The following is a 25,654-nucleotide window of genomic DNA, read 5'->3' on the forward strand; positions in this document are numbered from 1 at the left end:
CCGTGCCGAGGGCGACGACATCCCGGATTCTGACGAGGGATCACATCCATGAGCTCCATCGCGCTTCCCGCCAGGCCCGCCAAGGTCTCGCCGCTCGATGCCCTGCAGCGCTGGCTGCCCAAGCTGGTCCTGGCGCCGAGCATGCTGATCGTGCTGGTCGGCTTCTACGCCTACATCGGCTGGACCTTCCTGCTGTCGTTCACCAACTCGCGCTTCATGCCCAGCTACAAGTGGGTCGGTCTGCAGCAGTACCAGCGCCTGTGGGACAACGATCGCTGGTGGGTGGCCAGCCAGAACCTGCTGGTGTTCGGCGGCCTGTTCATCGCCATCAGCCTGATCATCGGTGTCGTGCTCGCCGTGCTGCTGGACCAGCGCATCCGCCGCGAGGGGCTGATCCGCACCATATACCTGTACCCCATGGCACTGTCGATGATCGTCACCGGTACCGCCTGGCAATGGCTGCTCAATCCCGGCCTGGGTCTGGACAAGCTGCTGCGCGACTGGGGCTGGGAAGGCTTTCGCTTCGACTGGCTGGTCGATCCGGACCGGGTCATCTACTGCCTGGTGATCGCTGCCGTATGGCAGGCCTCGGGCTTCGTCATGGCGCTGTTCCTGGCCGGTCTGCGCAGCGTCGATCAATCGATCATCCGCGCTGCCCAGGTGGACGGTGCGAGCCTGCCGACCATCTACCTGCGCATCGTGCTGCCGAGCCTGCGTCCGGTGTTCTTCAGTGCGTTGATGATCCTGGCCCATATCGCCATCAAGAGCTTCGACCTGGTGGCGGCGATGACCGCCGGTGGCCCGGGTTATTCCAGCGATCTGCCGGCGATGTTCATGTACGCCCACACCTTCACCCGCGGCCAGATGGGCCTGGGTGCGGCGAGCGCCATGCTGATGCTCGGCGCGGTGATGGCGATCATCGTGCCCTACCTGTACTCCGAGCTGAGGAGCAAGCGCCATGTCTGATTTCGCGCAACCGCGCCTGACGCTCGGGCGCCTGACCATCCACGCTACGCTGCTGCTGGCTTGCGCCGTCTACCTGGTGCCGCTGATCGTGATGTTGCTGACCAGCTTCAAGACACCGGAAGACATCCGTACCGGCAACCTGCTGAGCTGGCCGGAGGCGTTCACGGCCATGGGCTGGCTGACAGCCTGGGATGCCGTCGGTGGCTACTTCTGGAACTCGGTGAAGATCGTCATCCCGGCGGTGCTGATCTCCACCGCGCTGGGCGCCATCAATGGCTACGTGCTGTCGATGTGGCGCTTCCGCGGCTCGCAGCTGTTCTTCGGTCTGCTGTTGTTCGGCTGCTTCCTGCCGTTCCAGGTGATCCTGCTGCCGGCGTCCTTCACCCTCGGCAAGCTGGGCCTGGCCAATACCACCACCGGTCTGGTGCTGGTGCACGTGGTATACGGCCTGGCGTTCACCACACTGTTCTTCCGCAACTTCTACGTCAGCGTGCCGGAAGCGCTGGTGCGGGCGGCGCGGCTGGATGGCGCCGGTTTCTTCACCATCTTCGGGCGCATCCTGCTGCCGATGTCGGTACCGATCATCATGGTCTGCCTGATCTGGCAGTTCACCCAGATCTGGAACGACTTCCTCTTCGGCGTGGTGTTCGCCAGCGGCGATACCCAGCCGGTCACCGTGGCGCTGAACAACCTGGTCAATACCAGCACCGGCGCCAAGCAATACAACGTCGACATGGCCGCCGCGATGATTGCCGGCCTGCCCACGCTGGTGGTTTACGTGATCGCCGGCAAGTACTTCCTGCGCGGGCTCACTGCCGGCGCCGTCAAGGGTTGAGGAGAACAACGATGGCTTCCCTGGAACTGCGCAACGTTCAAAAGAGTTATGGCAACAGCCAGATCGCAACGCTCAAGGACATCGCGCTGAAGATCGACGCCGGTGAGTTCCTGATTCTCGTCGGCCCCTCCGGCTGCGGTAAATCCACCCTGATGAACTGCATCGCCGGGCTGGAGAACATCACCGGCGGCGAGATCCTCGTGGACGGCGAGGACATCAGTCAGGCCAGCCCGAAGGATCGGGACATTGCCATGGTGTTCCAGTCCTATGCGCTCTATCCGACCATGAGCGTGCGCGACAACATCGCCTTCGGCCTGAAGATGCGCAAGGTGCCGGCGACGAAGATCGAGGAGGAGGTGGCACGGGTCGCCAAGCTGCTGCAGATCGAACCGCTGCTGGAACGCAAGCCGTCGCAACTGTCTGGCGGTCAGCAGCAGCGCGTGGCCATGGGCCGGGCGCTGGCGCGGCGGCCGAAGATCTATCTGTTCGACGAGCCGTTGTCGAACCTCGACGCCAAGCTGCGGGTGGAGATGCGCACAGAGATCAAGCTGATGCACCAGCGGCTGAAAACCACCACGGTGTATGTCACCCATGACCAGATCGAGGCAATGACCCTCGGCGACAAGGTCGCGGTGATGAAGGACGGTGTGATCCAGCAGTTCGGTACCCCCCACGAGATCTACAACAACCCGGCCAACCTGTTCGTCGCGAGCTTCATCGGCTCGCCGCCGATGAACTTCGTGCCGCTGCGCATTCGTCAGCGTGACGGCCGCTGGGTGGGCGTGCTCAACAGCGAGCAGGGCAGTTGCGAGCTGCCGCTGCCGATCACCAGTGACGAAGGTCTGCGTGACCGGGAGCTCATTCTGGGCATTCGCCCCGAACAGATCGGCCTGTCGAATGGCTCTGCGGCGGACCTTTCGCTGCTGGTGGATATCGAAGTGGTGGAGCCGACCGGCCCCGATACGCTGGTCGTCTTCGCGCTCAATCAGGTCAAGGCCTGCTGCCGGCTGGCGCCGGATCAGGCGCCGCGGGTGGGGGAGACGCTCAACCTGCAGTTCGATCCGCGCAAGGTCCTGCTGTTCGACGCCCAGAGCGGCGAACGGCTGGGCCTGGCGCAGCCTGCAGCCACGCGCGAAAGCAAGGTCACCCGGCTGGTTTCCAACGGAGCGGGGCCGGTGCAGTGAGGTACCGGCCTGCCTTGCCAGCAGGCTGGGGATAACGGAGACAGGAACCAACGGAGCCGAACAGGCTCGATCCAGCGATCAATAACAACAAAAGCGGAGTGGATATGAAAAAAACACTGACAGCCCTGAGCGTTGCCAGCGCCATTGCGGGTCTGACGCTGCCTGTGGGCGCCCATGCACTGGAGTTCACCGGCTACATGCGCAGCGGGGTCGGCGAATCGGTCAACAGCGATTCGCAGTCCTGCTTCCAGTTGCCCGGCGCGCCGACCAAGTACCGCCTGGGTAACGAGTGCGAGCAGTACGCCGAGCTCGATCTGCGTCAGGACCTCTACACCTTCGCCGACGGCTCGGTACTGAGCCTGGAAGGCATGGCGGCGCTCTACAACCAGTACAACCACACCCCTGAGTTCACAGGCGATCACGGCTGGGCGCGAATGGTCCAGGCCTATGCCGAGTGGAGCAAGGTGCCGGCGTTGTACAACGGCTCGTTGTGGGCCGGGCGGCGCTTCTACAAGCGCAACGACATCCATATCTCCGACTTCTACTACTGGAACCAGAGCGCCACCGGTGCCGGCGTGGAGGACATGGAGATTGGCGGGCTGAAGTACAGCTATGCCTTCTCGCGCAAGGACAGCGTGTTCCAGAAGGACTACGTCACCCGCCACGACTTCAACGTTGGCGGCTTCGACAGCAACCCGGGCGGTGAGCTGGAGTTCGGCCTGAGCTACCTCGACAAGCCCAGCCGTGACGACGCCAACAGCGGTTGGGCCGTGACGGTGCAGCATGTGCAATCCGACTTCCTCGGCGGCAAGAACACCCTGGCGCTGCAGTATGGCGAGGGCCCGGGCACCGGCCTCGGCTATACCGGCGACGTCACCCTGGACAACAGCGCCAAGAGCTGGCGAGTGGTGGAGTATTTCGACTGGCAGCTGACGCCGCGCTTCGGCGGCCAGTTCCAGGTGGTATACCAGAAAGACAAGCGCGACGACGGCGGCGACCAGGACTGGTGGTCGGTGGGCGCGCGTCCGGTCTATGCGTTCAGCGAGCAGTTCAAGCTCGTCGCCGAGGTGGGTCACGACCAGATCGATACCACCGACGGCACGCGCAAGCTCAGCAAGTTCACCATCGCGCCGACCTGGTCACCCGCCGGTCCTGGCTTCTGGGCGCGGCCGGAGTTCCGCCTGTACTACACCTACGCCAGCTGGAACGACGCGGCGCAACGGGCGGCCAACGTGATGGCCGAAGGCTCGGCGCTGTCGGATACCGGTGCGTTCGGCAACGCTCGCCACGGTTCGAACTTCGGCGTGCAGGTCGAGCACTGGTGGTAAGCGGCTAGCGGGTCGCCATCCAGATCAGCAGGCCGGCCTGGAACAGCGCCAGCGCAATCAGGCAAACAATGGTGAATCGCAGCGCACCGTCCTCGCGGCGGAAGCGGGCGATACGCTCCTGCAGGTCGCGGATCTGGTTTTCCTGCGCCTGCAGGTTGCGGTCGGCCTGTTCCAGCATCGCCGCCGCATCCTGCAGCTCCACAATCTGGACCTTCTCGCTGTTCCAGTCCGGCCTCAGGCTGCTGGCGCGCGGCGCGCCGTAGGTCGCCTTGCCCGCCTGGTCCTTTGGGTAGTCCACATCGAACCCCTGGGTGCGCAGGCAGTGGTCACGCCGTAGGCGCTGGTCGTCGCTCGTCACATCCTTGGGCAGCGATCCGCCCTCGACCAGATAATGTCCCCAACGCTTCTGCGCCCAGGCCGCGCCTTGTGCCAGCAGGAAACGGCCGAGGCCACGGTTGGCGGGTTCCAGATGCAAGCCGCTGTCCGGGCCGAAGCGCAGTTCCTTGCTGCGATGGTCGGCCCATACCTCCAGCACGTTGTACTTGCGCGAGCGCGCCTGCCCCGGGATGTTGACGAACATCCGCAGTAGGCTCTGCTCGGGCGTGTGGCGTTCCAGCTGCGCCAGCTCGACGAAGCGCAGTGGCCGCGCGCCGCCGTCGCGTTCGGTGGGCAGCGGCGCCAGGCGCAGCAGGCGGAAACGATCGGGGCGAAGTTCGGCCCACGGATGCTTCGGCGGCGCCGGTGGCTCTTTCTCTGTGCTCTGGGTGATTTCGGTGTCGGTCATCTGCGCGTTCCTGGGCCTGCGCGGCGGCTCGTTCAGAACTGGTCTCGGCCATCGTCACGGGGCTATCGGCGGCGCGGCGCCTAACTGGAGGCTGGCAGCATGCCATTATCGTTCAGGAAGCGCTGGATGCGTTCGAGCAGGCCGCGGGCCAACGGCAGATCGGGATCGTCGTAAGACGCGAGCTGCGCAGCGCTGGCCGGCACGATGCGCAGCACATGATTCATGCCGTCGATCAGCGCGAGTTCGGCGTCGGGCTTGGCACGGTGCAAGGCCTCGGCGTCATCGATGCCCACCTGGATATCGTGCCGGCCCTGAACGATCAGCGCCGGAACGTTCACCGCCGCGAAGGCCTCGGCCGGATCATAGGCGAAGAGGGAGATCAGATATGGCTGCACGCTGGGGCGGAACAGCACCTGCAGAGGCTCTGGAATGTCCGCGTGGGTGCGACCGGCCTTCAGTTCGTCGATCAGATAATGGCTGGTGGCGAGCAATGCCGGTGGCAGGCGTCCGTGCAGCTGCTCGCGCAGCACCGCGTCGATCGGCCGGCCGCTGCCGGCGATGCTGATCAGCGCCGCGGCACCTGAGCGAGGCGCCGCAAGGCTGGCGATCAGCGCACCTTCGCTGTGGCCGACGAGGATCAGCTCGCCGAAGCGCGGGTCACCCTTGAGCCGTTCGCTCCAGGCCAACGCATCGCTGACGTAGGCTTCGACGCTGAGGTCGCGCTCGTCCGGTGCGGCGGCCAGGCTCGCGCCGACGCCGCGCTTGTCGTAGCGCAGGCTGGCCACGCCCTGCCTGGCCAGGCCCTGGGCCAACCGCTTGAGGCTGTCGTTGTGGCCGGCCGGGTTGTTGCCGTTGCGGTCGGTCGGCCCGGAGCCGGCGATGAGCAGGGCGACCGGCAACGGCCGCTCGCTTTTCGGCAGCAGCAATGTGCCCTGCAGCAGGCCATGGCCGGTGTCGAGGTTCAGCGTCTGCGTGAGCAGGGTCTGCGCATGTACGAATGAGAGGGGCATGGTCAGCAGCAGTAGGATCAGCAGGGCACGCATGGAAGGCTTCGCCGGTTACGGAGCGGGTTTGACGCGAGGATCGGTGCGAGGTTCGCCGCTGCGCCAGTATGCGCGCCGAAGACAGGCAGTGAAACCGCGGCGCCCTCAGGTATACTTCCGGCCCCTGTTTTTTCGGTCGATCGCGGAGCGTCCTGCATGTCCGGCAATACCTACGGCAAGCTGTTCACCGTCACCACTGCCGGCGAAAGCCACGGGCCTGCGCTGGTGGCCATCGTCGATGGCTGCCCGCCTGGGCTGGAGCTGTCGCTGGACGATCTGCAGCGCGATCTCGACCGTCGCAAGCCCGGCACCAGCCGGCACACCACGCAGCGCCAGGAAGCCGACGAGGTGGAAATCCTTTCCGGCGTGTTCGAAGGCAGAACCACCGGTTGCCCGATCGGCCTGCTGATCCGCAATACCGACCAGAAGTCCAAGGACTACTCGGCGATCAAGGACCTGTTCCGCCCGGCCCACGCCGACTACACCTATCACCACAAGTACGGTCTGCGCGACTACCGCGGCGGTGGCCGCTCCTCGGCGCGCGAGACCGCCATGCGTGTCGCCGCCGGTGCCATCGCCAAGAAGTACCTGGCGACGCTGGGCATTCAGGTGCGCGGCTACATGAGCCAGCTCGGGCCGATCGAGATTCCGTTCAAGACCTGGGACAGCGTCGAGCAGAACGCCTTTTTCAGTCCGGACCCGGACAAGGTGCCGGAGCTGGAGGCCTACATGGACCAGCTGCGCCGTGACCAGGATTCGGTGGGCGCAAAGATCACCGTGGTCGCCGAGGGTGTGCCGCCGGGCCTCGGTGAGCCGATCTTCGACCGCCTGGACGCGGAGCTTGCCCACGCGCTGATGAGCATCAACGCGGTCAAGGGCGTGGAGATCGGTGCCGGTTTCGCGTCGGTGGCCCAGCGCGGTACCGAGCACCGCGACGAGCTGACCCCGCAGGGCTTTCTGTCCAACAATGCCGGCGGCATCCTCGGTGGCATCTCCTCGGGTCAGCCGATCGTCGCCCATCTGGCGCTCAAGCCGACGTCCAGCATCACCACGCCCGGTCGCTCCATCGACGTGAATGGCGAGGCGGTGGACGTGATCACCAAGGGTCGCCACGACCCCTGCGTCGGCATCCGCGCCACCCCGATCGCCGAAGCGATGATGGCCATCGTGCTGCTGGATCACCTGCTGCGCCACCGCGCACAGAATGCCGATGTGCAGGTGACGACGCCGGTGCTGGGTCAGCTTTGAGCGGCCATTCGGAGCGCGGCGCGCCGGCGTTGACGCCGCGCGCTGCAACCTGAACGCCTGTTGCCATGACCGCTTCGCTCCCTTACTGGCGCCTCTCCGGGTTCTATTTCTTCTACTTCGCGCTGCTCGGTTCGACGGCGCCGTTTCTCGGCCTGTACTTCGCCCATCTGGGGTTCTCGCCGGAGCGCATCGGCGAGCTGATCGCCATTCCGATGTTGATGCGCTGTCTGGCGCCGAATCTCTGGGGCTGGCTGGGCGACGTCAGCGGCCGCCGGCTGGAGATCGTCCGCCTCGGCGCCCTGTGCACGCTGCTGTCCTTCGGCCTGATCTTCTTCGACAAGAGCTTCGCCTGGCTGGCGCTGGTGATGGCCCTGCATGCGTTCTTCTGGCATGCCGTGCTGCATCACCCTGGCGCATCTGCACGAGCAGCCCGAGCGCTACAGCCAGGTACGGTTGTGGGGCAGCATCGGCTTCATCCTGGCGGTGGTGGGGCTTGGGCTGCTGTTCCAGCGGTTGAGTCTGGACCTGTATCCGACCGCTGTCGCTGCGGTGATGCTGGGCATCGTGCTGAGCAGTGTCTGGGTCCCGAACGCGCAGCCGCGCCAGCGCGCCGAGTCGGCCGGGCAGGGCGGCTTTCTCGCCCAGCTGCGGCGCCCCGGCGTACTGGCCTTCTACGGTTGCGTGGCCCTGATGCAACTGGCTCACGGCCCGTACTACACCTTCTTCAGCATCCACCTGGAAGCGCTCGGCTACAGCCGCAGCTTTATCGGTCTGATGTGGGCGCTGGGCGTCGTCGCGGAGATTCTGCTGTTTCTGGTCATGGCGCGTCTGCTGGAGCGTTTCTCGCTGCGCCAGGTGCTCCTGGCGAGCTTCCTGATCGCCGCGCTGCGCTGGCTACTGCTCGGGCAGCTGGCCGATCATCTCGGCGTACTGCTGATCGCGCAGCTGATGCACGCGGCGACCTTCGGCAGCTTCCATGCGGCGGCCATCCATTTCGTCCAGCGCAGCTTCGGCCATCGCCAGCAGGGTCAGGGGCAGGCGCTGTATGCCAGCCTGTCCGGAATCGGCGGCGCGCTGGGGGCGTTGTATGCCGGATATGCCTGGTCCGGGCTCGGCCCGGGCTGGTCGTTTGCCATCGCCAGCCTGGCGGCGCTGGCAGCAGCCGTTATCATTGCCTTCCGTTTGCAGGAGGATCGCGCGTGACCGCCACGCAGCGCTGGCTTCGAGGCGGCAATCCTGGCTTGACCGGCACCGCTATTGCGTCGGCTGGCTGATCCGCGGCCACGGGTCTGTACACCCGGGGCGAGAAGACGAGCGACGCGCTGCGTCAGATCGAGGCGTTCGAGTTCCTTTTCGAATGCGAACTGAAGATGCGCGCCCTGCACAACAGATGAATTTCTGCCTGGCCGGCAGTGATCGGCCGGGCGATCCTTCGGAGAGCCGAACATGAGTGTCCTCAGTGTCTATCACGAATCCCGCCCCGAGCAGCCGCTCAAGGTCCTGACCCACCTCGAGGACATCGCCGCGACCCTGGCCGAGGTCGGTGTGCAACTGGAGCGTTGGGACGCCAGCGCGCCGGTCGCCGCAGGCGCCAGCCAGGAGGACGTGATCGCCGCCTACCGGCCGCAGATCGATCGGCTGATGGCCGAGCGCGGCTACGTGACCGTCGATGTCATCAGTGTGTCCCGCGATCATCCGCAGAAGGACGAACTGCGCGCCAAATTCCTTGACGAGCATCGTCACGCCGAGGACGAGGTGCGCTTCTTCGTCGCTGGCCGCGGGCTGTTCACCCTGCATATCGAGGACATGGTCTACGCGGTGTTGTGCGAGAAGAACGACCTGATCTCCGTGCCTGCCGGCACCCGCCACTGGTTCGACATGGGCGAGCAGCCGAGCTTCGTCGCCATTCGCCTGTTCAACAATCCGGACGGCTGGACGGCGCAGTTCACCGGCGAACGCATCGCCGATCAGTTCCCGCGCCTGGACGACTGAGCGGCCGATCCAGCGCTCACCCTCACCGAACATACAGCCAGCGAGCACTAGCAGGAGCTGGCCTCCTGCCAGCCCGCGCCAGCGGCGTGCTCGGTAACCGTGAACAATCAGCTAGTCCCTGATCGCTCCAAGGCGCTGCTGAGCCGCTCTGGCACGGGAACTGAACCCTGCCGCCGCGCCGGCATCCTAATTTAGGTACCCACCCAAACAGGAGCGTACCCATGGGAGATGCATTCGGCGGAATTTTCGGCCTGCTCATCCTGATACTGGATATCTGGGCAATCATCAGCATCGTTCGCAGCGACAGTACCAGCGGCAAGAAAGTGCTCTGGGTTCTTTTGATCGTCATCCTGCCCGTGCTCGGTCTTATCATCTGGGGAATCATGGGACCGCGCGGCAATCGCCCCGACGACCGTGGGCCCTTGCGGTAAACACCGATGGAAAGCCTCAGCGCTCCGTTGGCCCTGGTGGTGCTGGTGCTGGATGTGCTCGCCATCGCGCATGTCTGGCGCAGCCCCATCGAGGCTGGTCGCAAAATCATCTGGACGCTGGTGATCGTACTGCTGCCGGTGGTCGGCCTGATCATGTGGGCGGTCGCGGCCGGGCCGTTTGGCAAGGCGCGGCTGTGAAGCATGCGTGGCATCGGCCTGGCGCTCGTCGCGCTGCTCTTCGTCGTAGGCCCGCTGCAGGCCGATGATGGTGACGCCTGGCAGGCATTACGCGAAGGGCGGGCACTACTGCTCCTGCGCCACGCGAATGCGCCGGGGCTGGGCGACCCGCCTGGCTTCGTCCTCGATGACTGCAGCACCCAACGCAATCTTGATGAGCACGGCAGGGCGCAAGCCCGACGCTGGGGCGAGCTGCTGCGCGAGAAAGGCCTGACCAGGGTACGTCTGTTGAGCAGTCGCTGGTGCCGTGCACTGGACACGGCGCAGCAGATGGCACTAGCGCCGGTCGAGCCGCTACCGGCGCTGGACTCCTTTTTCGCCTCGCCGACCAGCGAGCGACTGCAGACCGCCGCGCTGCGCGAAGCCCTCACCGAACTGGAACCCGGCGAGGTAGCGGTGCTGGTCACCCATCAGGTCAATATCACCGCGCTGACCGGCATCTTTCCGCAGTCGGGCGAGGGGCTGATCCTGGCTCGGCCGCTGGCCGTTGCGCCGAAGGTGCTGGCGCGCGTCGCGCCGCCGTAACCGTTTCCTCAGCCGCCCCGGGCGTAGTTATCCCAGATGTGGATGGCTGCGTAGGCCCGCCATGGGCGCCAGGCTTCGGCACGTTCGGCCAGCGCCTTGGCGGTCAGGCCATCCGCTCCCCAAAGCGGCGCCTTGAGCAAACCCAGATCGGCACTGGGAAAGGCGTCCGCCACGCCAAAACCGCGCAGCGCGATGTATTCGGCCGTCCAGGGGCCGATGCCGGGCACCTCGCACAGCCGACGGACCAGCGTATCGGCGCCATCCTCCACATGCAGGTGCAACGCGCCCTCGGCCACCGCGCCGGACAGGCGGCGCAGCGCCTGAGCGCGCTTGGCCGGCATGCCGATGTTCTCCAGCGGGTCGTCGGCGATCGCCCGCGCGGTGGGAAACAGCACCTCCAACCCGATCGGAGCCTGTGCCAACGGCTCGCCGAGACGCTCCACCAGGCGGCGGGTGATGGTCACCGCCGCCTTCACCGTGACCTGCTGGCCGACCACCGCGCGCACGGCCTGCTCGAACGGGTCGTACGCCGCCGGCAGACGCAGGCCGGGTTGTGCCGAGACCAGCGGGCCGAGTGCCGGGTCGCCGGCGAAATGCGCCGCGATCGCCTGTGGGTCGGCATCCAGGTCGAACATCTTGCGCACCCGGGCCACCAGCGGTTGGCTGGCGTGCCGCAGCGAGTCGCTGAGGGTCAGCTCGAGCGCCGGCCGGTCGTGCGCCGCGCTCACACCGAGCCAGCCGCGGGCATCACCCAGGCGCAGCGTACGGGCATAGCCGCGCAGGTCCAGGCGCTCCACGCCCGGCAGCAGACGCAGGGCGAAGTGGCGGTGGAACTGTTGCCAGTCCCAGGGTTCGAGGTAGGGCAGGTGGATGGTTTCGGTCATTTCCAGACCCTAGCGCCTGGGCGCCGCTTTGTCGCCCCGAAGTGTGCTTTCAAACCCTCGCGGTTCCCCCTGTCATCTTGGCCAACGTAGAATGCGCCTCTTTTCGGTGGGCGATTCGATCGCCCGTCCTCAGCCAGCCTGCAGACGTCGCGGCCTTGCGCGCGATGGCTGCCAAGGGAGACACCCATGAGCGACTTTCAGGAAACTCTCTACGATGGATACGGGCAGCGGTTCCAGATCGACAAGCTGCTGCATGAAGTGCGCACCGAACGCCAGCATCTGGTGATCTTCGAAAATGCCCGCATGGGCCGCGTCATGGCCCTCGACGGCGTGATCCAGACCACCGAAGCCGACGAGTTCATCTACCACGAAATGCTTGCCCATGTGCCGATCCTGGCCCATGGCCTGGCACGCCGGGTGTTGATCATCGGTGGCGGCGACGGCGGCATCCTGCGTGAGGTGGCGCGCCATCGTGATATCGAGAGCATCACCATGGTCGAGACCGACCGCACCCTGGTGGAGCTGTGCAAGGAATTCCTGCCGAACCACTCGGCCGGCACCTTCGATGATCCGCGATTGAACCTGGTGTTCGATGACGGCATGCACTTCGTGGCGACCACTGAAGAGCGGTTCGATGTCATCATCTGCGATTCCACCGATCCCATCGGCTCGGGCGAGGCGCTGTTCTCCGAGCACTTCTACCAGGCTTGCCGCCGTTGCCTGAACGAGGGCGGCATCCTGGTCGCGCAGAACGGCACGCCATTCATGCAGCTGGGCGAGCTGCAGACCACCGCCAAACGCATGCAGGGGCTGTTCGCCGACTGGCACTTCTACCTGGCCGCGGTGCCGACCTACGTTGGCGGCGCGATGAGCTTCGCCTGGGGTGCCTGTAACGCCGAGAGTCGCAAGTTGCCGCTGGAAACCCTGATGCAGCGCTATAGCGGCAGCGGGATTGTGACCCGTTATTACAATCCGCACGTGCACATTGGCGCCTTTGCGCTGCCGCAATACCTGCTGCACGCGATTGCCAAGCCCAGCAACGACTGAGCGGGCACGGCCGCATCGCCCTGAACGGCCCGCCCGGCAACGGCGCGGGCCGTTTTGCATTGCCGGCCCGGTTGAACTGCTGCAGGTTCGGCGGGTTCTACTGATGGAGCCCGCGACTCTGGCGCGCGGTGGCGTCGAGCCATCCAGCCCGTGCAGTCAGACGCGTGGCCTGCTAGCTTGTCACTGTGGACACCGTCCACCGCGTCTCTTCGACTAGCTGTTGCGACTCCCGTTTGCCCGATGTCTCGACGACGGAGCCGATCTCCCGCTGAGCTCGTGGCAACTTCATCCAGGTATGAGAGGAGGTTGAATCATGAGCACCACCTTCCATGAGGATGTCAGCAGCACCGTTCTGCGCCGGATGAAAGAGGGCGGTTTCGATTTCGCCCGCGTGCATCCCATCGAGTTCTATGCGGTCTTCCCCGAGCGGGACCGCGCCCAGACCGCCGCCGAGAATTTTCGCGGTGAAACCATCAACACCCAGGTCTTTCCGCGTGAGGACGGAAGCTGGAATCTGCAGGTCAGCAAAGTGATGTATGCGACGTTCGACGGCATCGGCGACTTCGAGCAGGATCTTGAGGATCTTGTCGAACCCCTGGGTGGGGTACTCGATGGCTGGGGCGTCACCCAGGAAATCGAAAGCCAGAGCCTGTGACCGTCACTCCCTTTTCAGACCGCTGTTGAGCGCCTGGTCCCACGGCGGGACCGGGCCGAAGCGGGACTTGAGAAACTCCAGCAGCAGTCGGGTCCGCGAGTCGGCCTCGCGCGTCAGGCGCAGGGCATAGATGCCGCTGGCTTCCGGCTGCGGCAACCCGCCTTCGCAGAACAACGGCAACAGCTCGCCGCGCAGCAGGTACTCGCTGATCAGCCAGGTCGGCAGGTGGGCGATTCCGAGCCCGGCCAGCGCTCCCGCCAGCAGCGCTTCAGCATTGTTGGCCACCATCCGCAGACGCCCCGGGCGCAACAGCTGCGATCGCCCGTTTCGTTCGAAGCGCCAGGCGTGCGGCGGGGCCAGCGCATCCCAGTCGAGGCCATCATGTTCAGGCAACTGCTCGGGGGTCAGCGGCACGCCGCGACGCTCCAGGTAGGCCGGGCTGGCGCAGACGATGCGCACCATCGGCGCCAGGGGCGTGGCGACCAGGCGCGTATCGGCGAGTGGGCCGATGCGCAGCACCAGATCGACCTCGCCGAGGTGCTCGCCATGCAGATCGACGAAGCTGTCGATCAGCCGCAACTGGATATCCACACCGGGATAGGCCTGCAGAAACTCGGCGAGGGCCGGCGCCAGATGTCGCCGCCCGAACGGCGCCGGTGCGTCGATGCGGATGCGGCCTTCCGGTGCACTGTCCAGGGATGTCGCCTCGGCCCGGGCCAGGTGCAGTTCCTGAACGATGCGCCGGGCGCGCTCGGCGAAGGCAAGGGCGGCAGGCATTGCCCGCACGGCATGGGTGCTGCGGCTGAACAGCTGGCAGCCCAGCGCCGCTTCCAGCGCATCGATTCGCCGCGCCACGGCGGAGGGCGTCAGGCCATGCCGGCGCGCGGCAGCGGAAAAGCTGCCGTATTCGAGCACGTCGATGAAGAGTTCGAGCTGAGCGGAAAGGGCGTCTGGCAGCATCGGGTTACCGGCTTGTGCGTAATAGGCAAAGCCATTGTGCGCGGCTGTGCGTATCGACGCCAGCGGCGGCGGCGTAGCATGGGCGCCTCATTGAGGCTGGAGCGCGAACATGCTGTTGGACATCGGGTTGAACGTATTGCTGGGTCTGGCCCTGGGCACGCTCGGCGGACTGTTCGGCATCGGTGGCGGGCTGATCGCGATCCCGGTACTGGGCGTGCTGTTCGGGCTGGATCAGCAACTGGCGCAGGGCACGGCACTGGTGATGGTGGTGCCCAACGTGCTGCTCGCCATCTGGCGTTATCACCAGCGCAATCGCATCGATTGGAGCCACGCGGCGGCGCTGGCTGGCGCCAGCTTCGTCTTCGCGATCGTCGGTGCCGCTGTGGCGGTGTCGCTGGACGCCGGGCGCATGCGCCTGGCCTTCGTCGGCTTTCTCCTGGCGCTGGCAGCCTACACGCTGTTGCGCGTGTTTCTGCGCCCGGCGCCTGGAGATGGCCAGCTGCGTCATTCCTGGCCATGGCTCAGCGTGCTCGGTGCGGGGGCCGGGGCGGCGGGCGGGCTGTTCGGCGTGGGCGGTGCGGTGATTGCCACGCCGATCCTGACCAGCGTATTCGGCACCTCGCAGGTGGTCGCCCAGGGGCTTTCGCTGGCGCTGGCTGCGCCGAGCACTGGCGTTACCCTGGTGACCTATGCGCTGCATCAGCAGGTCAACTGGCTGCTGGGCTTGCCGCTGGCGGTCGGCGGCCTGCTCAGCATCAGCCTGGGCGTGCGCCTTGCTCACGCATTACCGGAGCGCCTGCTGCGCCTGCTGTTCAGCGGTTTTCTGGTGGCCAGTGCGGTGCTGCTGGCGATGGAAAGCTGAGCGGTTTCAGCTCGTCAGGCCGAGCAGGCCGCCGCCGAGCGCACCGGCGATCACCACCAACCACGGTGGCAGCTTCCAGTAGCTCAGCGCCGCGAACGCCAGCACGGCCAGCATGAAGTGTTCCGCGGCCTTGATCGCACTGGTCCAGACCGGGTCGTACAGCGCCGCCAGCAGCAACCCGACCACGGCGGCATTGACGCCCGTCAGCGCCGCCTGGCTGCGGCGATTGCCGCGCAGGCGCTCCCAGAACGGCAATGCGCCGAACACCAGCAGGAAGGAGGGCGCGAACACCGCGAGCAGGCAGATGGTTGCGCCGAGCCAGCCGCTTGGGCCGCTGTTCATCGAGGCCCCGAGAAAGGCCGCGAAGGTGAACAGCGGTCCAGGTACGGCCTGGGCGGCGCCATAGCCGGCGAGGAAGGCGTCGTTGTCGACCCAGCCGGACGGCACGACCTCGGCCTGCAGTAGCGGCAACACCACGTGTCCGCCACCGAACACCAGCGCACCGGTGCGATAGAACGCATCGACCTGCGCCAGCGCTTGGCTGCCGCTGACGCCGGCCAGCACGGGAAGCAGGATCAGCAGGGCAAAGAACGCAGCCAAGGCAGACAGCGCGGTGCGCATCTTGATGCGTACGGGCAGGTCGGGGTGCACCTCGCCTGACGCCGGGCGGAACGCCAGCAATCCGATCAAGCCCGCCACGACGATGATCGCCACCTGGCTCCAGACGAAAGGCAGCAGCAAGACGGCGCTCGCCGCGGCGAGCATGATGGCCAGCCGCGGGCCATCGCTGCACAGCGTTCGCGCCATGCCCCAAACCGCCTGGGCGACGACCGCCACTGCCACGATTTTCAGACCCTGGATGAACCCGCCGGGCAGGGCGTCGCCCCAGCGGGCAATGCCCAGAGCGAACAGCGTCAGCGCGACGGCCGAGGGCAGCGTGAAGCCGGCCCAGGCCGCCAGCGAACCTCGGTAGCCGCCGCGCAGCAGCCCGATTGCCAGGCCGACCTGGCTGCTGGCCGGGCCCGGAAGGAACTGGCAGAGCGCAACCAGATCGGCGTAGCCGCGCTCGTCCAACCAGCGGCGGCGCTGGACGAATTCGTCACGAAAATAGCCCAGATGCGCCACCGGGCCGCCAAAGGACGTCAGCCCCAGGCGCAGGAATATCAGGAAGATGCTCCAGGCTCTCAGAGGCTCGCCGGACGATGGGCGTTGGGCGTCGATGGGCATGCGAATTCGTGCTGGTCTGCAAGGGTGAATCGAGCGGAAATCCTAGCCGGCAATTGTGTCACGCCGATGACGCGCGTGCCGACTCACCGTTGTGCGGCCAGTCGTCCGCCACCAGGAACAGCCGCTCCTGCTCCAGCCAGTCGCCGGATGCGTGGGGTTCGAGACGCACCAGCAGTTGCGCCCGCGCGCGTGCCGGATCTCCGGCCAGCCACTCGGCAAGGCGGTCCGAGGTCCACAGGTCCGGTTGCGGCACGCGGGCAGCAGCCAGCCAGGCGGCACGCGGAAGTGGCTGCCAGATGGTGCCGGCCGCCGCGGCCTGATACACCGGCCAGTCGGCCTGGCGCAGCCAGCGGCCGCTCAGGTGGTGCGGGTTGGCACCATGGGGCGGGGCGCAGCCGTCTGGCCAGGGTTGAAACAGGTAGCCGCTGAGCCAGAAGCTGCTTTGCACCTCCCGCCCGGTAAGCTCGGCGAGCACGGCGCGGGCGGCCGGCTGGTTGCACAAGGGCAGCTGGTGTTGGCGCAGGTGGGCGAGCTTCAGGTCCAGGCGATCGTGGTTGCCGGGGCCGAGCCAGTGGTCGTGCTGGCTGCCGTCTCCGGGCCCGAAGCCCAGATAGAGCTTTATCGCCAGCTCCAGATGGTGCACGCCCTGGTCATCGCAGAACAGCAGGTCCAGCTCGCCGAGGGTGCTGCCGTTCTGCCGGATCGGCAGGTTGGCCGCGATCAGCTGCAGGTCGGGCGCCTGGCACAGCGCGTACTGCCAGAGCCGTTCGTAGTACAACCCCAGGCGCCGATTGCTGCGCTGCGACAGCCAGGCCTCGAGGACCGAAGGCTCGGCATCCTGGCACAGCAGCCAGTCGGCCAGCAGCCCCGGCTCGCTGTGCCAGCGGCTTGCGCTCAGGGGGTGACGCTGGCGGGGAGGTGTTTCGCTCAGCAGGGGCGGCGACAGCAGCGTCCAGGCGAGATCACGCACCTGCGGATGGCGAAGGACGCTGGACAGCTCGGCAAGACTGATAGGGTTCATGTCAGCAGCATAGCCGTCGGTTTGCCGCCGGTTCGACGTTTCGCCGATAATCCGGTGCCGCTGAACACCCGCGCCTGACCGAGGCTCTAAGCACAGTCGGTGCAGGCCGCGTCGATCCGCTGCGGCGGCCTCGCAAGTGCATGTTGGTGTTCAAGCGCTGCGAACGCCTGCAACTTCTGCCAGCCACACCAGGGAACTTCAATGGAGCAATTCCGCAATATCGGCATCATTGGCCGCCTGGGCAGCTCCCAGGTGCTGGATACCATCCGCCGGCTGAAGCGATTTCTCGTCGAACGCCATCTGCATGTGATCCTCGAGGAGAACATCGCCGAGGTGCTCCCCGGGCACGGCATGCAGACTTCGTCGCGGCAGCGACTGGGCGAATCCTGCGACTTGGTGATCGTGGTCGGCGGTGATGGCAGCCTGCTCGGCGCCGCCCGGGCAATGGCCCGGCACCGCGTGCCGGTGCTGGGCATCAACCGCGGCAGCCTTGGCTTTCTCACCGACATCCGCCCGGATGAGTTGGAAGAGAAGGTTGCCGAGGTGCTCAACGGCCAGTACACCCTTGAGAACCGCTTCCTGCTCGAGGCCCAGGCGCGTCGCTTCGACGAGCCGATCGGCGAGGGCGATGCCCTCAACGACGTGGTGCTGCACCCGGGCAAGTCGACGCGCATGATCGAGTTCGAGCTGTACATCGACGGTCAGTTCGTCTGCAGCCAGAAGGCCGACGGCCTGATCGTGGCGACGCCCACCGGTTCCACCGCCTACTCGCTGTCCGCCGGCGGGCCGATCATGCATCCGCGCCTGGATGCCATCGTCATCGTGCCGATGTACCCGCACACGTTGTCGAGCCGGCCCATCGTGGTGGACGGCAACAGCGAGCTGAAGATCGTGGTGTCGCCGAACATGCAGATCTACCCGCAGGTGTCCTGCGATGGCCAGAACCACTTCACCTGCGCGCCTGGCGACACCGTGACCGTGCGCAAGAAGCCGCAGAAGCTGCACCTGATCCACCCGCTGGATCACAACTACTACGAAGTCTGCCGGACCAAGCTGGGCTGGGGCAGTCGCCTCGGCGGAGGCGATTGATGCAGCTGGATCCCGAGCGTGGCTACGACCTGATCGGCGATATCCACGGCTGTGGCCATGCGCTGGCGCGGCTGCTGGATCAGCTGGGCTATCGCCTCCAGGGCGGTGTCTGGCGTCATCCGCGCCGGCAGGTGATCTTCCTCGGCGACATCATCGACCGTGGGCCGCACATCCGCGAGGCACTGCACCTGGTGCATGCGATGGTCGACCACGGCCAGGCCCATTGCATCATGGGCAACCACGAGTTCAACGCGCTGGGCTGGTACATGCCGGCCCCGCCGGGCAGCGGTCGCGATTTCGTGCGCGAACACTCGCCACGCTTCGCTCGGCTGCTGCAGGAAACCTTCCAGCAGTTCGAGCACTACCCCGAGGAGTGGAAGGCCTTTCGCGAGTGGTTCTACGACTTGCCGCTGTTTCTCGAAACCGAGCGTTTTCGCGTGGTACACGCCTGCTGGGACAGCCGCGTGATCGCGCGCCTGCGTCCGTTGCTGAACGATGGCCGGATCAACCCGGCGATCCTGCGCGAGGCCGGCCTGCCGGGCACCTTCATCTGCCAGGCGCTGGATCGGCTGCTGCGCGGCACCGACATGCCGCTGCCGGAGGGGATGACCCTGACCAGCGAGGAAGGGTTCGTGCGGACCTTCTTCCGCACCAAGTTCTGGGAAGAGAACCCGCAGACCTACGGTGACGTGGTGTTCCAGCCCGATGGGCTGCCGGAGCACGCGGCGCGCCTGCCGTTGTCGCCGCAGCAGAAGAACCGCCTGTTTCTCTATGGGCCGGATGAGCCGCTCCTGTTCGTCGGCCACTACTGGCGCCGCGGTCGCCCGGGGCCGATCCGCGACAACCTGGCCTGCCTGGATTACAGCGCGGTGAAGAACGGCAAGCTGGTGGCCTATCGGCTGGACCAGGAAACGCGCCTGGACCCGACCAAGTTCGCCTGGGTGGACGTGCAGGCGGTGTTCCGATGAGTTCGGTGAGCGAGGCCCTGCGCCTGCCGCTGTCCGAAGACCTCAGCGGCTTCATCGCCCTGTTGCGTCGCCTGCGGGTGCCTTGCCGGGTCTCGGAGGAGGGCGACCAGCAGGTGCTGCGGGTGCCGAGCGAGGTGGTCGAGCAGGTGCGCGACCTGTATGCGCGCTACCCCCAGGGCGACGACAGTGTGCTGGTCGAACAGCCCCGGCGGCGCGGCGGCTTCGTCGCTGCCCTGCGTGCCAGCCCGCTCACCGCGGCGGTGCTGCTGATCACCCTGGCGGTGGCGGGGATCACCCTGCTCGGTGAGAACTTTGCCACGATCCGCTGGCTGAACTTCGTCGACTTTCGCATCGACGGCGAGTACGCCTACTTTGCCACGCTGGAGCAGAGTCTCGCGGCCGGTCAGTGGTGGCGGCTGATCATGCCGATTTTCGTGCACTTCGGCATCCTTCACCTGGCCATGAACAGCATGTGGTACTGGGAGTTGGGCCGGCGCATCGAGGCTCGTCAGCGTGCGCCAATGCTGCTGGCGCTGACGCTGCTGTTCGGGCTGATCTCCAATTTCGCGCAGTATCTGTTCGGTGGGCCGGGCATCTTCGGTGGTTTGTCCGGCGTGCTCTACGGCCTGCTGGGGCATTGCTGGCTGTATCAGAAGCTCGCCCCCAACGAAACCTACCGGCTGCCCCCTGGGGTGGTGGTGCTGATGCTGGTGTGGTTGGTGATCTGTCTGACCGGCGTCATCGAGGTGCTCAGCTTCGGCGCGCTGGCCATCGCCAACGCGGCGCATGTCGGCGGGCTGGTCGCAGGCTGCGTGACCGGCGTGATCGGCGGCACCCTGGCGCGGCGTCGTTAGCGGGCTGTCGCGCTTTTCCCTAAAGCGCGACAGCCCGGTAGAATGGCCGCTCGTTTCCCTCGGAGCTGGCCATGTCGACCTTTATCCAAACCGCCGAAAGCATCACCCCCGAAATCTACGCGAGCCTCAAGCAGGCCCTCGAACTGGGCAAATGGGCTGACGGCCGCAAGCTGACCCCCGAGCAGAAGGAAACCTGCATGCAGGCGGTGATCGCCTGGGAGATGAAGAATCTTCCCGAAGAAGAGCGCACCGGCTACATGGGTGGCCAGGAATGCGGCTCCAAGAGCAAGAAGGCCGAGGCCGCCATCGACACCAGCCTGTTCGCACCGGCTTCCGGAACCCGCCACTGATGCTGGAGCTCGGACGCGGCGCGCTGGAGAAGATGTCGGTTCAGCTCGAGTCGGGCGTGCCGGTGCAGTACGCCTTTCGCCTCGGTGAAGGGCTGGTGCCGGTCAATCCGCTGATCGGCAGGACGCTGCGGCTGGAATACCTGGGCGCCATCCACTGCACCCATTGCGGGCGCAAGACCAACAAGAGCTTCAGCCAGGGTTACTGCTATCCCTGCTTCAAGAAACTGCCGCAGTGCGATGTCTGCATCATGAGCCCGGAGAAGTGCCACCACGATTTCGGCACCTGTCGCGATCCGCAGTGGGGCCTGGATTTCTGCATGACCGATCATGTGGTCTATCTGGCCAACTCGTCTGGCATCAAGGTGGGCATCACTCGCGCCACTCAGCTGCCGACGCGTTGGCTCGACCAGGGCGCGAGCCAGGCGCTGCCGATCATGCGTGTCGCTACCCGCCAGCAGTCGGGCATGGTCGAAGACCTGCTGCGCAGCCAGGTTGCCGATCGCACCAACTGGCGAGCATTGCTCAAGGGTGACGCCGAGCCCATTGACCTGGTCGAGATGCGCGAGCGGATCTTCGATGCCTGCGCCGACGGGGTGCGGGATCTGCAGCAGCGCTATGGTCTGCAGGCGATCCAGCCGGTGGCCGACGCCGAGGTGGTGGAGATCCGCTATCCGGTGGAGGCCTATCCGACGAAGGTCGTGAGCCTGGATCTGGACAAGACCCCGGTGGTCGAGGGCACGCTCCTGGGCATCAAGGGTCAATACCTGATCTTGGATACCGGCGTGATCAATATCCGCAAGTTCACCGCCTATCAGGTGGCCGCCAGCGCCGCCGCGTAGGGTGGATGACGTTTCGCTTGCCCGCGGTCATGGGGCGCCAGGCTCAATGACGAGCGGCCTGGAGCAAGGGGTGGAGCAGGCTTCGCTGTTCTCCACCCTACAAGTCCGCCGCGACAGACGCTAAGCTCGAACTCATTCGCACGCCGGCCCCCGAGCTGGCAGTCCATCGCCATATCCCGCTTGAAGCTTGCCGCTTGAAGCTCAGTCGACGAGGTTTCCATGCGCACCGAACAACCGAAAGTCATTCATCTGAAGGATTACCAGGCCCCCGAGTACCTGATTGATGAAACCCACCTGACCTTCGAGCTGTACGAGGATCGCACGCTGGTGCACGCCCAGTTGGTGATGCGCCGCAACCCCGAGCGCCCGGCAGGCAAGCTGCCGCCGCTGGAGCTGCATGGCCAGCAGCTCGAGCTGCTGTCCATTGCGCTGAATGACCGCGCCCTGAGTCTGGGCGACTATCAGCTCAGCGAAGACTGCCTGACCCTGCAGCCGGACAGCGACAGCTTCGTCATCGACAGTTCGGTGGTCATCCATCCGGAAAGCAACACCGCGCTCGAGGGGCTGTACAAGTCCGGCAGCATGTTCTGCACCCAGTGCGAGGCCGAGGGCTTTCGCAAGATCACCTACTACCTCGACCGCCCGGATGTGATGAGCAAGTTCACCACCACCGTCAGCGCCGAGCAGAAGGCCTATCCGGTGCTGCTTTCCAACGGCAACCCGATCGCCAGTGGCAGCGAGGACAACGGCCGTCACTGGACGACCTGGGAAGACCCGTTCAAGAAGCCGGCCTATCTGTTCGCTCTGGTGGCCGGTGACCTCTGGTGTGTCGAGGACAGCTTCACCACCATGAGCGGACGCGAGGTGGCGCTGCGCATCTATGTCGAGCCGGAAAACATCGACAAATGCCAGCACGCCATGGACAGCCTGAAGAAGTCGATGAAGTGGGACGAAGAGGCCTACGGTCGCGAGTACGACCTGGACATCTTCATGATCGTCGCCGTGAACGACTTCAATATGGGCGCCATGGAGAACAAGGGCCTCAACATCTTCAACTCCAGCGCCGTGCTGGCCCGCGCCGAAACCGCCACCGATGCCGCGCACCAACGGGTCGAGGCGATCGTGGCCCACGAGTATTTCCATAACTGGTCCGGCAACCGCGTGACCTGCCGCGACTGGTTCCAGCTGTCGCTCAAGGAAGGCTTCACCGTTTTCCGCGATGCGCAGTTCAGCGCCGACATGAATTCGCCGACGGTCAAGCGCATCGAGGACGTCGCCTACCTGCGCACCCACCAGTTCGCCGAGGATGCCGGCCCCATGGCTCACTCGGTGCGCCCGGAGTCATTCATCGAGATCTCCAACTTCTACACCCTGACTGTCTACGAAAAGGGTGCCGAAGTGGTGCGCATGATCCAGACGCTGCTCGGCAAGGAAGGCTTCCGCAAGGGCAGCGACCTGTACTTCGAGCGACACGATGGCCAGGCCGTGACCGTCGATGATTTCGTCAAGGCGATGGAAGATGCCAACGGCGCCGATCTGTCGCAGTTCAAGCGCTGGTACAGCCAGGCCGGCACCCCGCGCCTGTCGGTAAGCGAGCAGTACGACGAGGCGGCGCAGACCTATCGCCTGACATTCCGCCAGAGCTGCCCGCCGACGCCCGGCCAGCCGACCAAGGAGCCATTCGTGATTCCCGTGGAGCTGGGCCTGCTGGCTGCCGATGGCAGCGATTTGCCGCTGCGCCTGCAAGGTGAGGCGCAGGCCCAGGGCACCAGCCGGGTACTGGCGGTCACCGAGGCCGAGCAGAGCTTCACCTTCGTCGACGTACCCGAGCGTCCGCAGCCGTCTCTGCTGCGCGGCTTCTCCGCACCGGTGAAGCTGGACTATCCGTACAGCCGCGATCAGCTGATGTTCTTCATGCAGCACGATTCCGACGGCTTCAATCGCTGGGAAGCGGGTCAGCAGCTGTCGGTGCAGGTGTTGCAGGAGCTGATCGGCCAGCAACAGCGCGGTGAAGCACTGGCGCTGGACGAGCGTCTGATCGAGGCAATGCGCAGTCTGCTGCAGAACGAGACGCTGGATGCAGCGATGGTTGCCGAGATGCTCTCGCTGCCAGGCGAAGCCTACCTCACCGAGATCAGCGAAGTGGCCGACGTGGATGCCATTCATGCCGCCCGAGAGTTTGCCCGCAAGCGTATCGCCGATGCGTTGTTCGAGCCGCTGTGGCACCGCTATCAGGCCAATCGCGAGACCTCCCGCAACACGGCCTATGTCGCCTCCGCGGAGCACTTCGCGCGCCGCGCCCTGCAGAACATCGCGCTGTCCTACCTGATGCTGAGCGAGAAGACCGAGGTGCTCGAAGCCTGCCTGGAGCAGTTCGAGCATGCCGACAACATGACCGAGCGTCTGACGGCCCTGGCGGTGCTGGTCAACTCGCCATTCGAGGCCGAGCGCGACAAGGCGTTGCAGGCCTTCGCCGAGCACTTCAAGGACAACCCGCTGGTGATGGACCAGTGGTTCAGCGTGCAAGCCGGCAGCCCGCTGCCCGGCGGGCTGGAGCGCGTGCAGCAGCTGATGCAGCATCCGGCGTTCACCCTGAAGAACCCGAACAAGGTGCGTGCGCTGATCGGTGCCTTTGCCAATCAGAACCTGGTCAACTTCCACCGCGCCGATGGCGCCGGTTACCGCTTCCTGGCCGATCAGGTGATCACCCTCAACGCCCTGAACCCGCAGATCGCTTCGCGTCTGCTGGCGCCGCTGACCCGCTGGCGCAAGTACGACGGCGCCCGTCAGGCGCTGATGAAGGGTGAGCTGGAGCGCATCCTGGCCTCCGGCGAACTGTCCAGCGATGTCTATGAAGTGGTGAGCAAGAGCCTCGCCTGAGTCCGAAGGCCGATCGTGCCCGCGATCGGCCGTCTTTGCCCGGTAGGGTGGCGCTTCAGCCCCACCCGCTCCCCATGGCCCGCTCAAGACTCGGCAGCGCAATCGACGTATCGCATCCCCGTTGTCGTGACCATCCCCTGGCGCGCCGCGTCCGATCGTCACTTCGACGGCGACCCAGTCAGTCGCCATACTGGCCACTGGCCCAATCAGCCTGAGTGATCACGCGTCAATCATTGCGCGAGAGTTAACAATTCATAACGTCCGGCCAATTGTGCCTGTCTGCGGAAGCTGGCTAGGATGGCTGCGCCTGTAGTGCAGGCCTTACCTAATAAGAATAAAGGGGGTATGTATGAGTGAGCCCGTTCAGCGGCGCACACTATTCGGCCGCGCCGTGGTTCCATGCCAGGCGAGGGCGTCGCGTTTTCACTCATCGGTTGCCGGCATGCTCTCGCTATGCGGCGCCGTTTCGCTCCTGTTGCTGTCGGCAACGGCGCCGGTCCAGGCTGCTACCGATGGCCAGACCCGCTATTCCATCGAGTCGGCGAAAGCCGCATCCAACCTTCTGCTCGATGTCACTGAAGCCGGTGATCGCCTGGTCGTGGCCGGTGATCGTGGCCATATCCTCTATTCCGACGATGGCGGCAACAGCTGGACCCAGGCCAAGGTGCCGACCCGTCAGCTGCTGACGGCCATCGATTTCGTCGACGACAAGCATGGCTGGGCGGTCGGCCATGATGCCCTGGTCCTGTCGACCAGCGACGGCGGACAAAGCTGGCAAGTGCAGTACGAAGATCGCGAGCGTGAAGCACCCCTGCTCGACGTGTGGTTCGAAGACACCCAGCACGGCATTGCGGTCGGTGCCTATGGTGCGCTGATCGAAACCATCGACGGCGGCCAGAGCTGGGACGACATCAGCGACCGGCTCGAGAACGAAGACGGCTTCCACCTGAATGCCATTGCCCATATCGAAGGCTCCGGCCTGTTCGTGGTTGGCGAAATGGGCGGCATGTTCCGCTCCGCCGACATGGGCGAAACCTGGGAGAAGGTCGAGTCGCCTTATCAGGGCTCGTTCTTCGGCGTGGTCGGCGGCTCGGAGCCCGGTGTTGTGATCGCCTTCGGCCTGCGTGGCCACCTGTTCCGCTCCGCCGATTTCGGCGACAGCTGGGAGGGCATTGAACTGCGCAACGGCAACGGCCATGCGCTGGAGTCCGGGCTCGCCGATGGCAGCCTGTTGCGCGATGGCCGTATCGCGGTGGTCGGCCATGGCGGAGCTGTGCTCACCAGCGATGACCAGGGTCGCAGCTTCAAGCTCGTCAACCGTCCCGATCGCCGTTCGCTGTCGGGCGTCACCTCCGATTCCCAAGGCAACCTGATCCTGGTAGGGCAGGGCGGTGTTCGCATCGCCTCGCCATCGGGCGCGGATCTGGCCCCAAAACAATAAAGCC

25 protein-coding genes and 2 pseudogenes are annotated in these 25,654 nt (G+C 65.6%); 21 read left to right on the forward strand and 6 right to left on the reverse strand.

The window, feature by feature from the left end:
* Window positions 1–48: 48 nt before the first annotated feature.
* From ACVRRC_RS09440 to ACVRRC_RS09455, 4 genes are all read left to right on the forward strand, one after another.
* Complete coding sequence (locus ACVRRC_RS09440) at window positions 49–966, forward strand: carbohydrate ABC transporter permease (RefSeq protein ID WP_011913554.1); 918 nt, start codon at window positions 49–51, stop codon at window positions 964–966.
* Window positions 959–1,801, forward strand: coding sequence for a carbohydrate ABC transporter permease (locus ACVRRC_RS09445; protein WP_013983051.1), 843 nt, complete (start codon window positions 959–961; stop codon window positions 1,799–1,801). Before ACVRRC_RS09440 ends, ACVRRC_RS09445 begins: the two co-directional genes overlap by 8 nt.
* 11 nt (window positions 1,802–1,812) lie before the next feature.
* Window positions 1,813–2,985 carry an ABC transporter ATP-binding protein gene (locus tag ACVRRC_RS09450; RefSeq protein WP_472996902.1) on the forward strand — a complete coding sequence of 391 codons (1,173 nt, stop codon included), beginning with the start codon at window positions 1,813–1,815 and terminating at the stop codon, window positions 2,983–2,985.
* A 104-nt stretch (window positions 2,986–3,089) separates the two neighbouring features.
* A complete protein-coding gene (locus ACVRRC_RS09455; RefSeq protein ID WP_472996903.1) occupies window positions 3,090–4,313 on the forward strand; it encodes a carbohydrate porin in 1,224 nt (407 codons plus the stop codon).
* A gap of 4 nt (window positions 4,314–4,317) precedes the next feature.
* Here ACVRRC_RS09455 and ACVRRC_RS09460 read toward each other — a convergent pair whose 3' ends face one another.
* Window positions 4,318–5,097 (reverse strand): hypothetical protein, encoded by a 780-nt coding sequence (locus ACVRRC_RS09460; RefSeq protein ID WP_011913550.1) that lies wholly within the window; start codon window positions 5,095–5,097, stop codon window positions 4,318–4,320.
* Window positions 5,098–5,177: 80 nt separating this feature from the next.
* Complete coding sequence (locus tag ACVRRC_RS09465) at window positions 5,178–6,140, reverse strand: alpha/beta hydrolase (RefSeq protein ID WP_014596973.1); 963 nt, start codon at window positions 6,138–6,140, stop codon at window positions 5,178–5,180.
* 156 nt (window positions 6,141–6,296) lie between these two features.
* Between ACVRRC_RS09465 and aroC the strand changes: the two genes are divergently transcribed.
* From aroC to ACVRRC_RS09500, 7 genes and pseudogenes are all read left to right on the forward strand, one after another.
* Window positions 6,297–7,388 (forward strand): chorismate synthase, encoded by a 1,092-nt coding sequence (aroC, locus tag ACVRRC_RS09470; protein ID WP_013983046.1) that lies wholly within the window; start codon window positions 6,297–6,299, stop codon window positions 7,386–7,388.
* A gap of 65 nt (window positions 7,389–7,453) precedes the next feature.
* Window positions 7,454–8,591 (forward strand): annotated as a pseudogene (locus tag ACVRRC_RS09475) (MFS transporter).
* Window positions 8,592–8,598: 7 nt separating this feature from the next.
* Window positions 8,599–8,782 (forward strand): annotated as a pseudogene (locus tag ACVRRC_RS09480) (methylthioribulose 1-phosphate dehydratase); the annotation flags it as partial.
* A gap of 52 nt (window positions 8,783–8,834) precedes the next feature.
* Window positions 8,835–9,380, forward strand: a complete 546-nt coding sequence (locus tag ACVRRC_RS09485) for a 1,2-dihydroxy-3-keto-5-methylthiopentene dioxygenase (RefSeq protein WP_011913546.1) — start codon at window positions 8,835–8,837, stop codon at window positions 9,378–9,380.
* 221 nt (window positions 9,381–9,601) lie between these two features.
* On the forward strand, window positions 9,602–9,811 hold the full coding sequence (locus ACVRRC_RS09490; RefSeq protein WP_011913545.1) for a PLD nuclease N-terminal domain-containing protein: 210 nt from the start codon (window positions 9,602–9,604) through the stop codon (window positions 9,809–9,811).
* 6 nt (window positions 9,812–9,817) lie between these two features.
* On the forward strand, window positions 9,818–10,009 hold the full coding sequence (locus ACVRRC_RS09495) for a PLDc N-terminal domain-containing protein (RefSeq protein ID WP_011913544.1): 192 nt from the start codon (window positions 9,818–9,820) through the stop codon (window positions 10,007–10,009).
* Window positions 10,010–10,012: 3 nt separating this feature from the next.
* Complete coding sequence (locus ACVRRC_RS09500) at window positions 10,013–10,573, forward strand: histidine phosphatase family protein (protein WP_048328902.1); 561 nt, start codon at window positions 10,013–10,015, stop codon at window positions 10,571–10,573.
* A gap of 8 nt (window positions 10,574–10,581) precedes the next feature.
* Here the strand turns inward: ACVRRC_RS09500 and ACVRRC_RS09505 are convergent, their stop codons facing one another.
* Complete coding sequence (locus ACVRRC_RS09505; RefSeq protein WP_472996904.1) at window positions 10,582–11,457, reverse strand: DNA-3-methyladenine glycosylase family protein; 876 nt, start codon at window positions 11,455–11,457, stop codon at window positions 10,582–10,584.
* 186 nt (window positions 11,458–11,643) lie between these two features.
* Here ACVRRC_RS09505 and speE point away from each other — a divergent pair, with 186 nt between their 5' ends.
* Window positions 11,644–12,504 (forward strand): polyamine aminopropyltransferase, encoded by an 861-nt coding sequence (gene speE / locus ACVRRC_RS09510; RefSeq protein WP_472996905.1) that lies wholly within the window; start codon window positions 11,644–11,646, stop codon window positions 12,502–12,504.
* Between the two features lie 313 nt (window positions 12,505–12,817).
* Window positions 12,818–13,159, forward strand: coding sequence for a ribonuclease E inhibitor RraB (locus tag ACVRRC_RS09515; RefSeq protein WP_011913540.1), 342 nt, complete (start codon window positions 12,818–12,820; stop codon window positions 13,157–13,159).
* Between the two features lie 3 nt (window positions 13,160–13,162).
* On the opposite strand, the gene ACVRRC_RS09520 is transcribed toward ACVRRC_RS09515, so the two are convergent.
* Window positions 13,163–14,119 carry a LysR family transcriptional regulator gene (locus ACVRRC_RS09520; RefSeq protein WP_472996906.1) on the reverse strand — a complete coding sequence of 319 codons (957 nt, stop codon included), beginning with the start codon at window positions 14,117–14,119 and terminating at the stop codon, window positions 13,163–13,165.
* Between the two features lie 109 nt (window positions 14,120–14,228).
* Here ACVRRC_RS09520 and ACVRRC_RS09525 point away from each other — a divergent pair, with 109 nt between their 5' ends.
* On the forward strand, window positions 14,229–14,981 hold the full coding sequence (locus ACVRRC_RS09525; RefSeq protein ID WP_472996907.1) for a sulfite exporter TauE/SafE family protein: 753 nt from the start codon (window positions 14,229–14,231) through the stop codon (window positions 14,979–14,981).
* Window positions 14,982–14,987: 6 nt separating this feature from the next.
* Here the strand turns inward: ACVRRC_RS09525 and chrA are convergent, their stop codons facing one another.
* Window positions 14,988–16,208, reverse strand: a complete 1,221-nt coding sequence (gene chrA / locus ACVRRC_RS09530; RefSeq protein WP_472996908.1) for a chromate efflux transporter — start codon at window positions 16,206–16,208, stop codon at window positions 14,988–14,990.
* A gap of 58 nt (window positions 16,209–16,266) precedes the next feature.
* Window positions 16,267–17,229, reverse strand: a complete 963-nt coding sequence (locus tag ACVRRC_RS09535; RefSeq protein ID WP_221293231.1) for a DUF1853 family protein — start codon at window positions 17,227–17,229, stop codon at window positions 16,267–16,269.
* 201 nt (window positions 17,230–17,430) lie between these two features.
* Here ACVRRC_RS09535 and ACVRRC_RS09540 point away from each other — a divergent pair, with 201 nt between their 5' ends.
* From ACVRRC_RS09540 to ACVRRC_RS09570, 7 genes are all read left to right on the forward strand, one after another.
* On the forward strand, window positions 17,431–18,318 hold the full coding sequence (locus ACVRRC_RS09540) for an NAD(+) kinase (protein ID WP_013983038.1): 888 nt from the start codon (window positions 17,431–17,433) through the stop codon (window positions 18,316–18,318).
* Complete coding sequence (locus ACVRRC_RS09545) at window positions 18,318–19,286, forward strand: metallophosphoesterase (protein ID WP_011913534.1); 969 nt, start codon at window positions 18,318–18,320, stop codon at window positions 19,284–19,286. Before ACVRRC_RS09540 ends, ACVRRC_RS09545 begins: the two co-directional genes overlap by 1 nt.
* Window positions 19,283–20,140: a rhomboid family intramembrane serine protease gene (locus ACVRRC_RS09550; RefSeq protein ID WP_125920841.1), complete on the forward strand. Its 858-nt coding sequence runs from the start codon at window positions 19,283–19,285 to the stop codon at window positions 20,138–20,140. Before ACVRRC_RS09545 ends, ACVRRC_RS09550 begins: the two co-directional genes overlap by 4 nt.
* Window positions 20,141–20,211: 71 nt before the next feature.
* Window positions 20,212–20,490 carry a YeaC family protein gene (locus ACVRRC_RS09555; protein ID WP_011913532.1) on the forward strand — a complete coding sequence of 93 codons (279 nt, stop codon included), beginning with the start codon at window positions 20,212–20,214 and terminating at the stop codon, window positions 20,488–20,490.
* Complete coding sequence (locus tag ACVRRC_RS09560; protein WP_014596961.1) at window positions 20,490–21,329, forward strand: DUF2797 domain-containing protein; 840 nt, start codon at window positions 20,490–20,492, stop codon at window positions 21,327–21,329. The genes ACVRRC_RS09555 and ACVRRC_RS09560 overlap by 1 nt, the downstream gene beginning before the upstream one ends.
* A 219-nt stretch (window positions 21,330–21,548) precedes the next feature.
* Window positions 21,549–24,209 (forward strand): aminopeptidase N, encoded by a 2,661-nt coding sequence (gene pepN / locus ACVRRC_RS09565; RefSeq protein ID WP_200631763.1) that lies wholly within the window; start codon window positions 21,549–21,551, stop codon window positions 24,207–24,209.
* A gap of 442 nt (window positions 24,210–24,651) precedes the next feature.
* Window positions 24,652–25,650, forward strand: coding sequence for a WD40/YVTN/BNR-like repeat-containing protein (locus tag ACVRRC_RS09570; protein ID WP_472996909.1), 999 nt, complete (start codon window positions 24,652–24,654; stop codon window positions 25,648–25,650).
* The last annotated feature ends 4 nt before the right edge of the window (window positions 25,651–25,654 follow it).

The sequence above is a fragment of the Stutzerimonas sp. LR2 genome (genome assembly GCF_055755175.1).

What these genes read in the sequence shown, in the direction of transcription:
- ACVRRC_RS09440 (WP_011913554.1), top strand. Translation starts at nt 49, where the DNA reads ATGAGCTCCATCGCGCTTCCCGCCAGGCCCGCCAAGGTCTCGCCGCTC.
- ACVRRC_RS09445 (WP_013983051.1), top strand. Translation starts at nt 959, where the DNA reads ATGTCTGATTTCGCGCAACCGCGCCTGACGCTCGGGCGCCTGACCATC.
- ACVRRC_RS09450 (WP_472996902.1), top strand. Translation starts at nt 1,813, where the DNA reads ATGGCTTCCCTGGAACTGCGCAACGTTCAAAAGAGTTATGGCAACAGC.
- ACVRRC_RS09455 (WP_472996903.1), top strand. Translation starts at nt 3,090, where the DNA reads ATGAAAAAAACACTGACAGCCCTGAGCGTTGCCAGCGCCATTGCGGGT.
- ACVRRC_RS09460 (WP_011913550.1), bottom strand. Translation starts at nt 5,097, where the DNA reads ATGACCGACACCGAAATCACCCAGAGCACAGAGAAAGAGCCACCGGCG.
- ACVRRC_RS09465 (WP_014596973.1), bottom strand. Translation starts at nt 6,140, where the DNA reads ATGCGTGCCCTGCTGATCCTACTGCTGCTGACCATGCCCCTCTCATTC.
- aroC (WP_013983046.1), top strand. Translation starts at nt 6,297, where the DNA reads ATGTCCGGCAATACCTACGGCAAGCTGTTCACCGTCACCACTGCCGGC.
- ACVRRC_RS09485 (WP_011913546.1), top strand. Translation starts at nt 8,835, where the DNA reads ATGAGTGTCCTCAGTGTCTATCACGAATCCCGCCCCGAGCAGCCGCTC.
- ACVRRC_RS09490 (WP_011913545.1), top strand. Translation starts at nt 9,602, where the DNA reads ATGGGAGATGCATTCGGCGGAATTTTCGGCCTGCTCATCCTGATACTG.
- ACVRRC_RS09495 (WP_011913544.1), top strand. Translation starts at nt 9,818, where the DNA reads ATGGAAAGCCTCAGCGCTCCGTTGGCCCTGGTGGTGCTGGTGCTGGAT.
- ACVRRC_RS09500 (WP_048328902.1), top strand. Translation starts at nt 10,013, where the DNA reads ATGCGTGGCATCGGCCTGGCGCTCGTCGCGCTGCTCTTCGTCGTAGGC.
- ACVRRC_RS09505 (WP_472996904.1), bottom strand. Translation starts at nt 11,457, where the DNA reads ATGACCGAAACCATCCACCTGCCCTACCTCGAACCCTGGGACTGGCAA.
- speE (WP_472996905.1), top strand. Translation starts at nt 11,644, where the DNA reads ATGAGCGACTTTCAGGAAACTCTCTACGATGGATACGGGCAGCGGTTC.
- ACVRRC_RS09515 (WP_011913540.1), top strand. Translation starts at nt 12,818, where the DNA reads ATGAGCACCACCTTCCATGAGGATGTCAGCAGCACCGTTCTGCGCCGG.
- ACVRRC_RS09520 (WP_472996906.1), bottom strand. Translation starts at nt 14,119, where the DNA reads ATGCTGCCAGACGCCCTTTCCGCTCAGCTCGAACTCTTCATCGACGTG.
- ACVRRC_RS09525 (WP_472996907.1), top strand. Translation starts at nt 14,229, where the DNA reads ATGCTGTTGGACATCGGGTTGAACGTATTGCTGGGTCTGGCCCTGGGC.
- chrA (WP_472996908.1), bottom strand. Translation starts at nt 16,208, where the DNA reads ATGCCCATCGACGCCCAACGCCCATCGTCCGGCGAGCCTCTGAGAGCC.
- ACVRRC_RS09535 (WP_221293231.1), bottom strand. Translation starts at nt 17,229, where the DNA reads ATGAACCCTATCAGTCTTGCCGAGCTGTCCAGCGTCCTTCGCCATCCG.
- ACVRRC_RS09540 (WP_013983038.1), top strand. Translation starts at nt 17,431, where the DNA reads ATGGAGCAATTCCGCAATATCGGCATCATTGGCCGCCTGGGCAGCTCC.
- ACVRRC_RS09545 (WP_011913534.1), top strand. Translation starts at nt 18,318, where the DNA reads ATGCAGCTGGATCCCGAGCGTGGCTACGACCTGATCGGCGATATCCAC.
- ACVRRC_RS09550 (WP_125920841.1), top strand. Translation starts at nt 19,283, where the DNA reads ATGAGTTCGGTGAGCGAGGCCCTGCGCCTGCCGCTGTCCGAAGACCTC.
- ACVRRC_RS09555 (WP_011913532.1), top strand. Translation starts at nt 20,212, where the DNA reads ATGTCGACCTTTATCCAAACCGCCGAAAGCATCACCCCCGAAATCTAC.
- ACVRRC_RS09560 (WP_014596961.1), top strand. Translation starts at nt 20,490, where the DNA reads ATGCTGGAGCTCGGACGCGGCGCGCTGGAGAAGATGTCGGTTCAGCTC.
- pepN (WP_200631763.1), top strand. Translation starts at nt 21,549, where the DNA reads ATGCGCACCGAACAACCGAAAGTCATTCATCTGAAGGATTACCAGGCC.
- ACVRRC_RS09570 (WP_472996909.1), top strand. Translation starts at nt 24,652, where the DNA reads ATGCTCTCGCTATGCGGCGCCGTTTCGCTCCTGTTGCTGTCGGCAACG.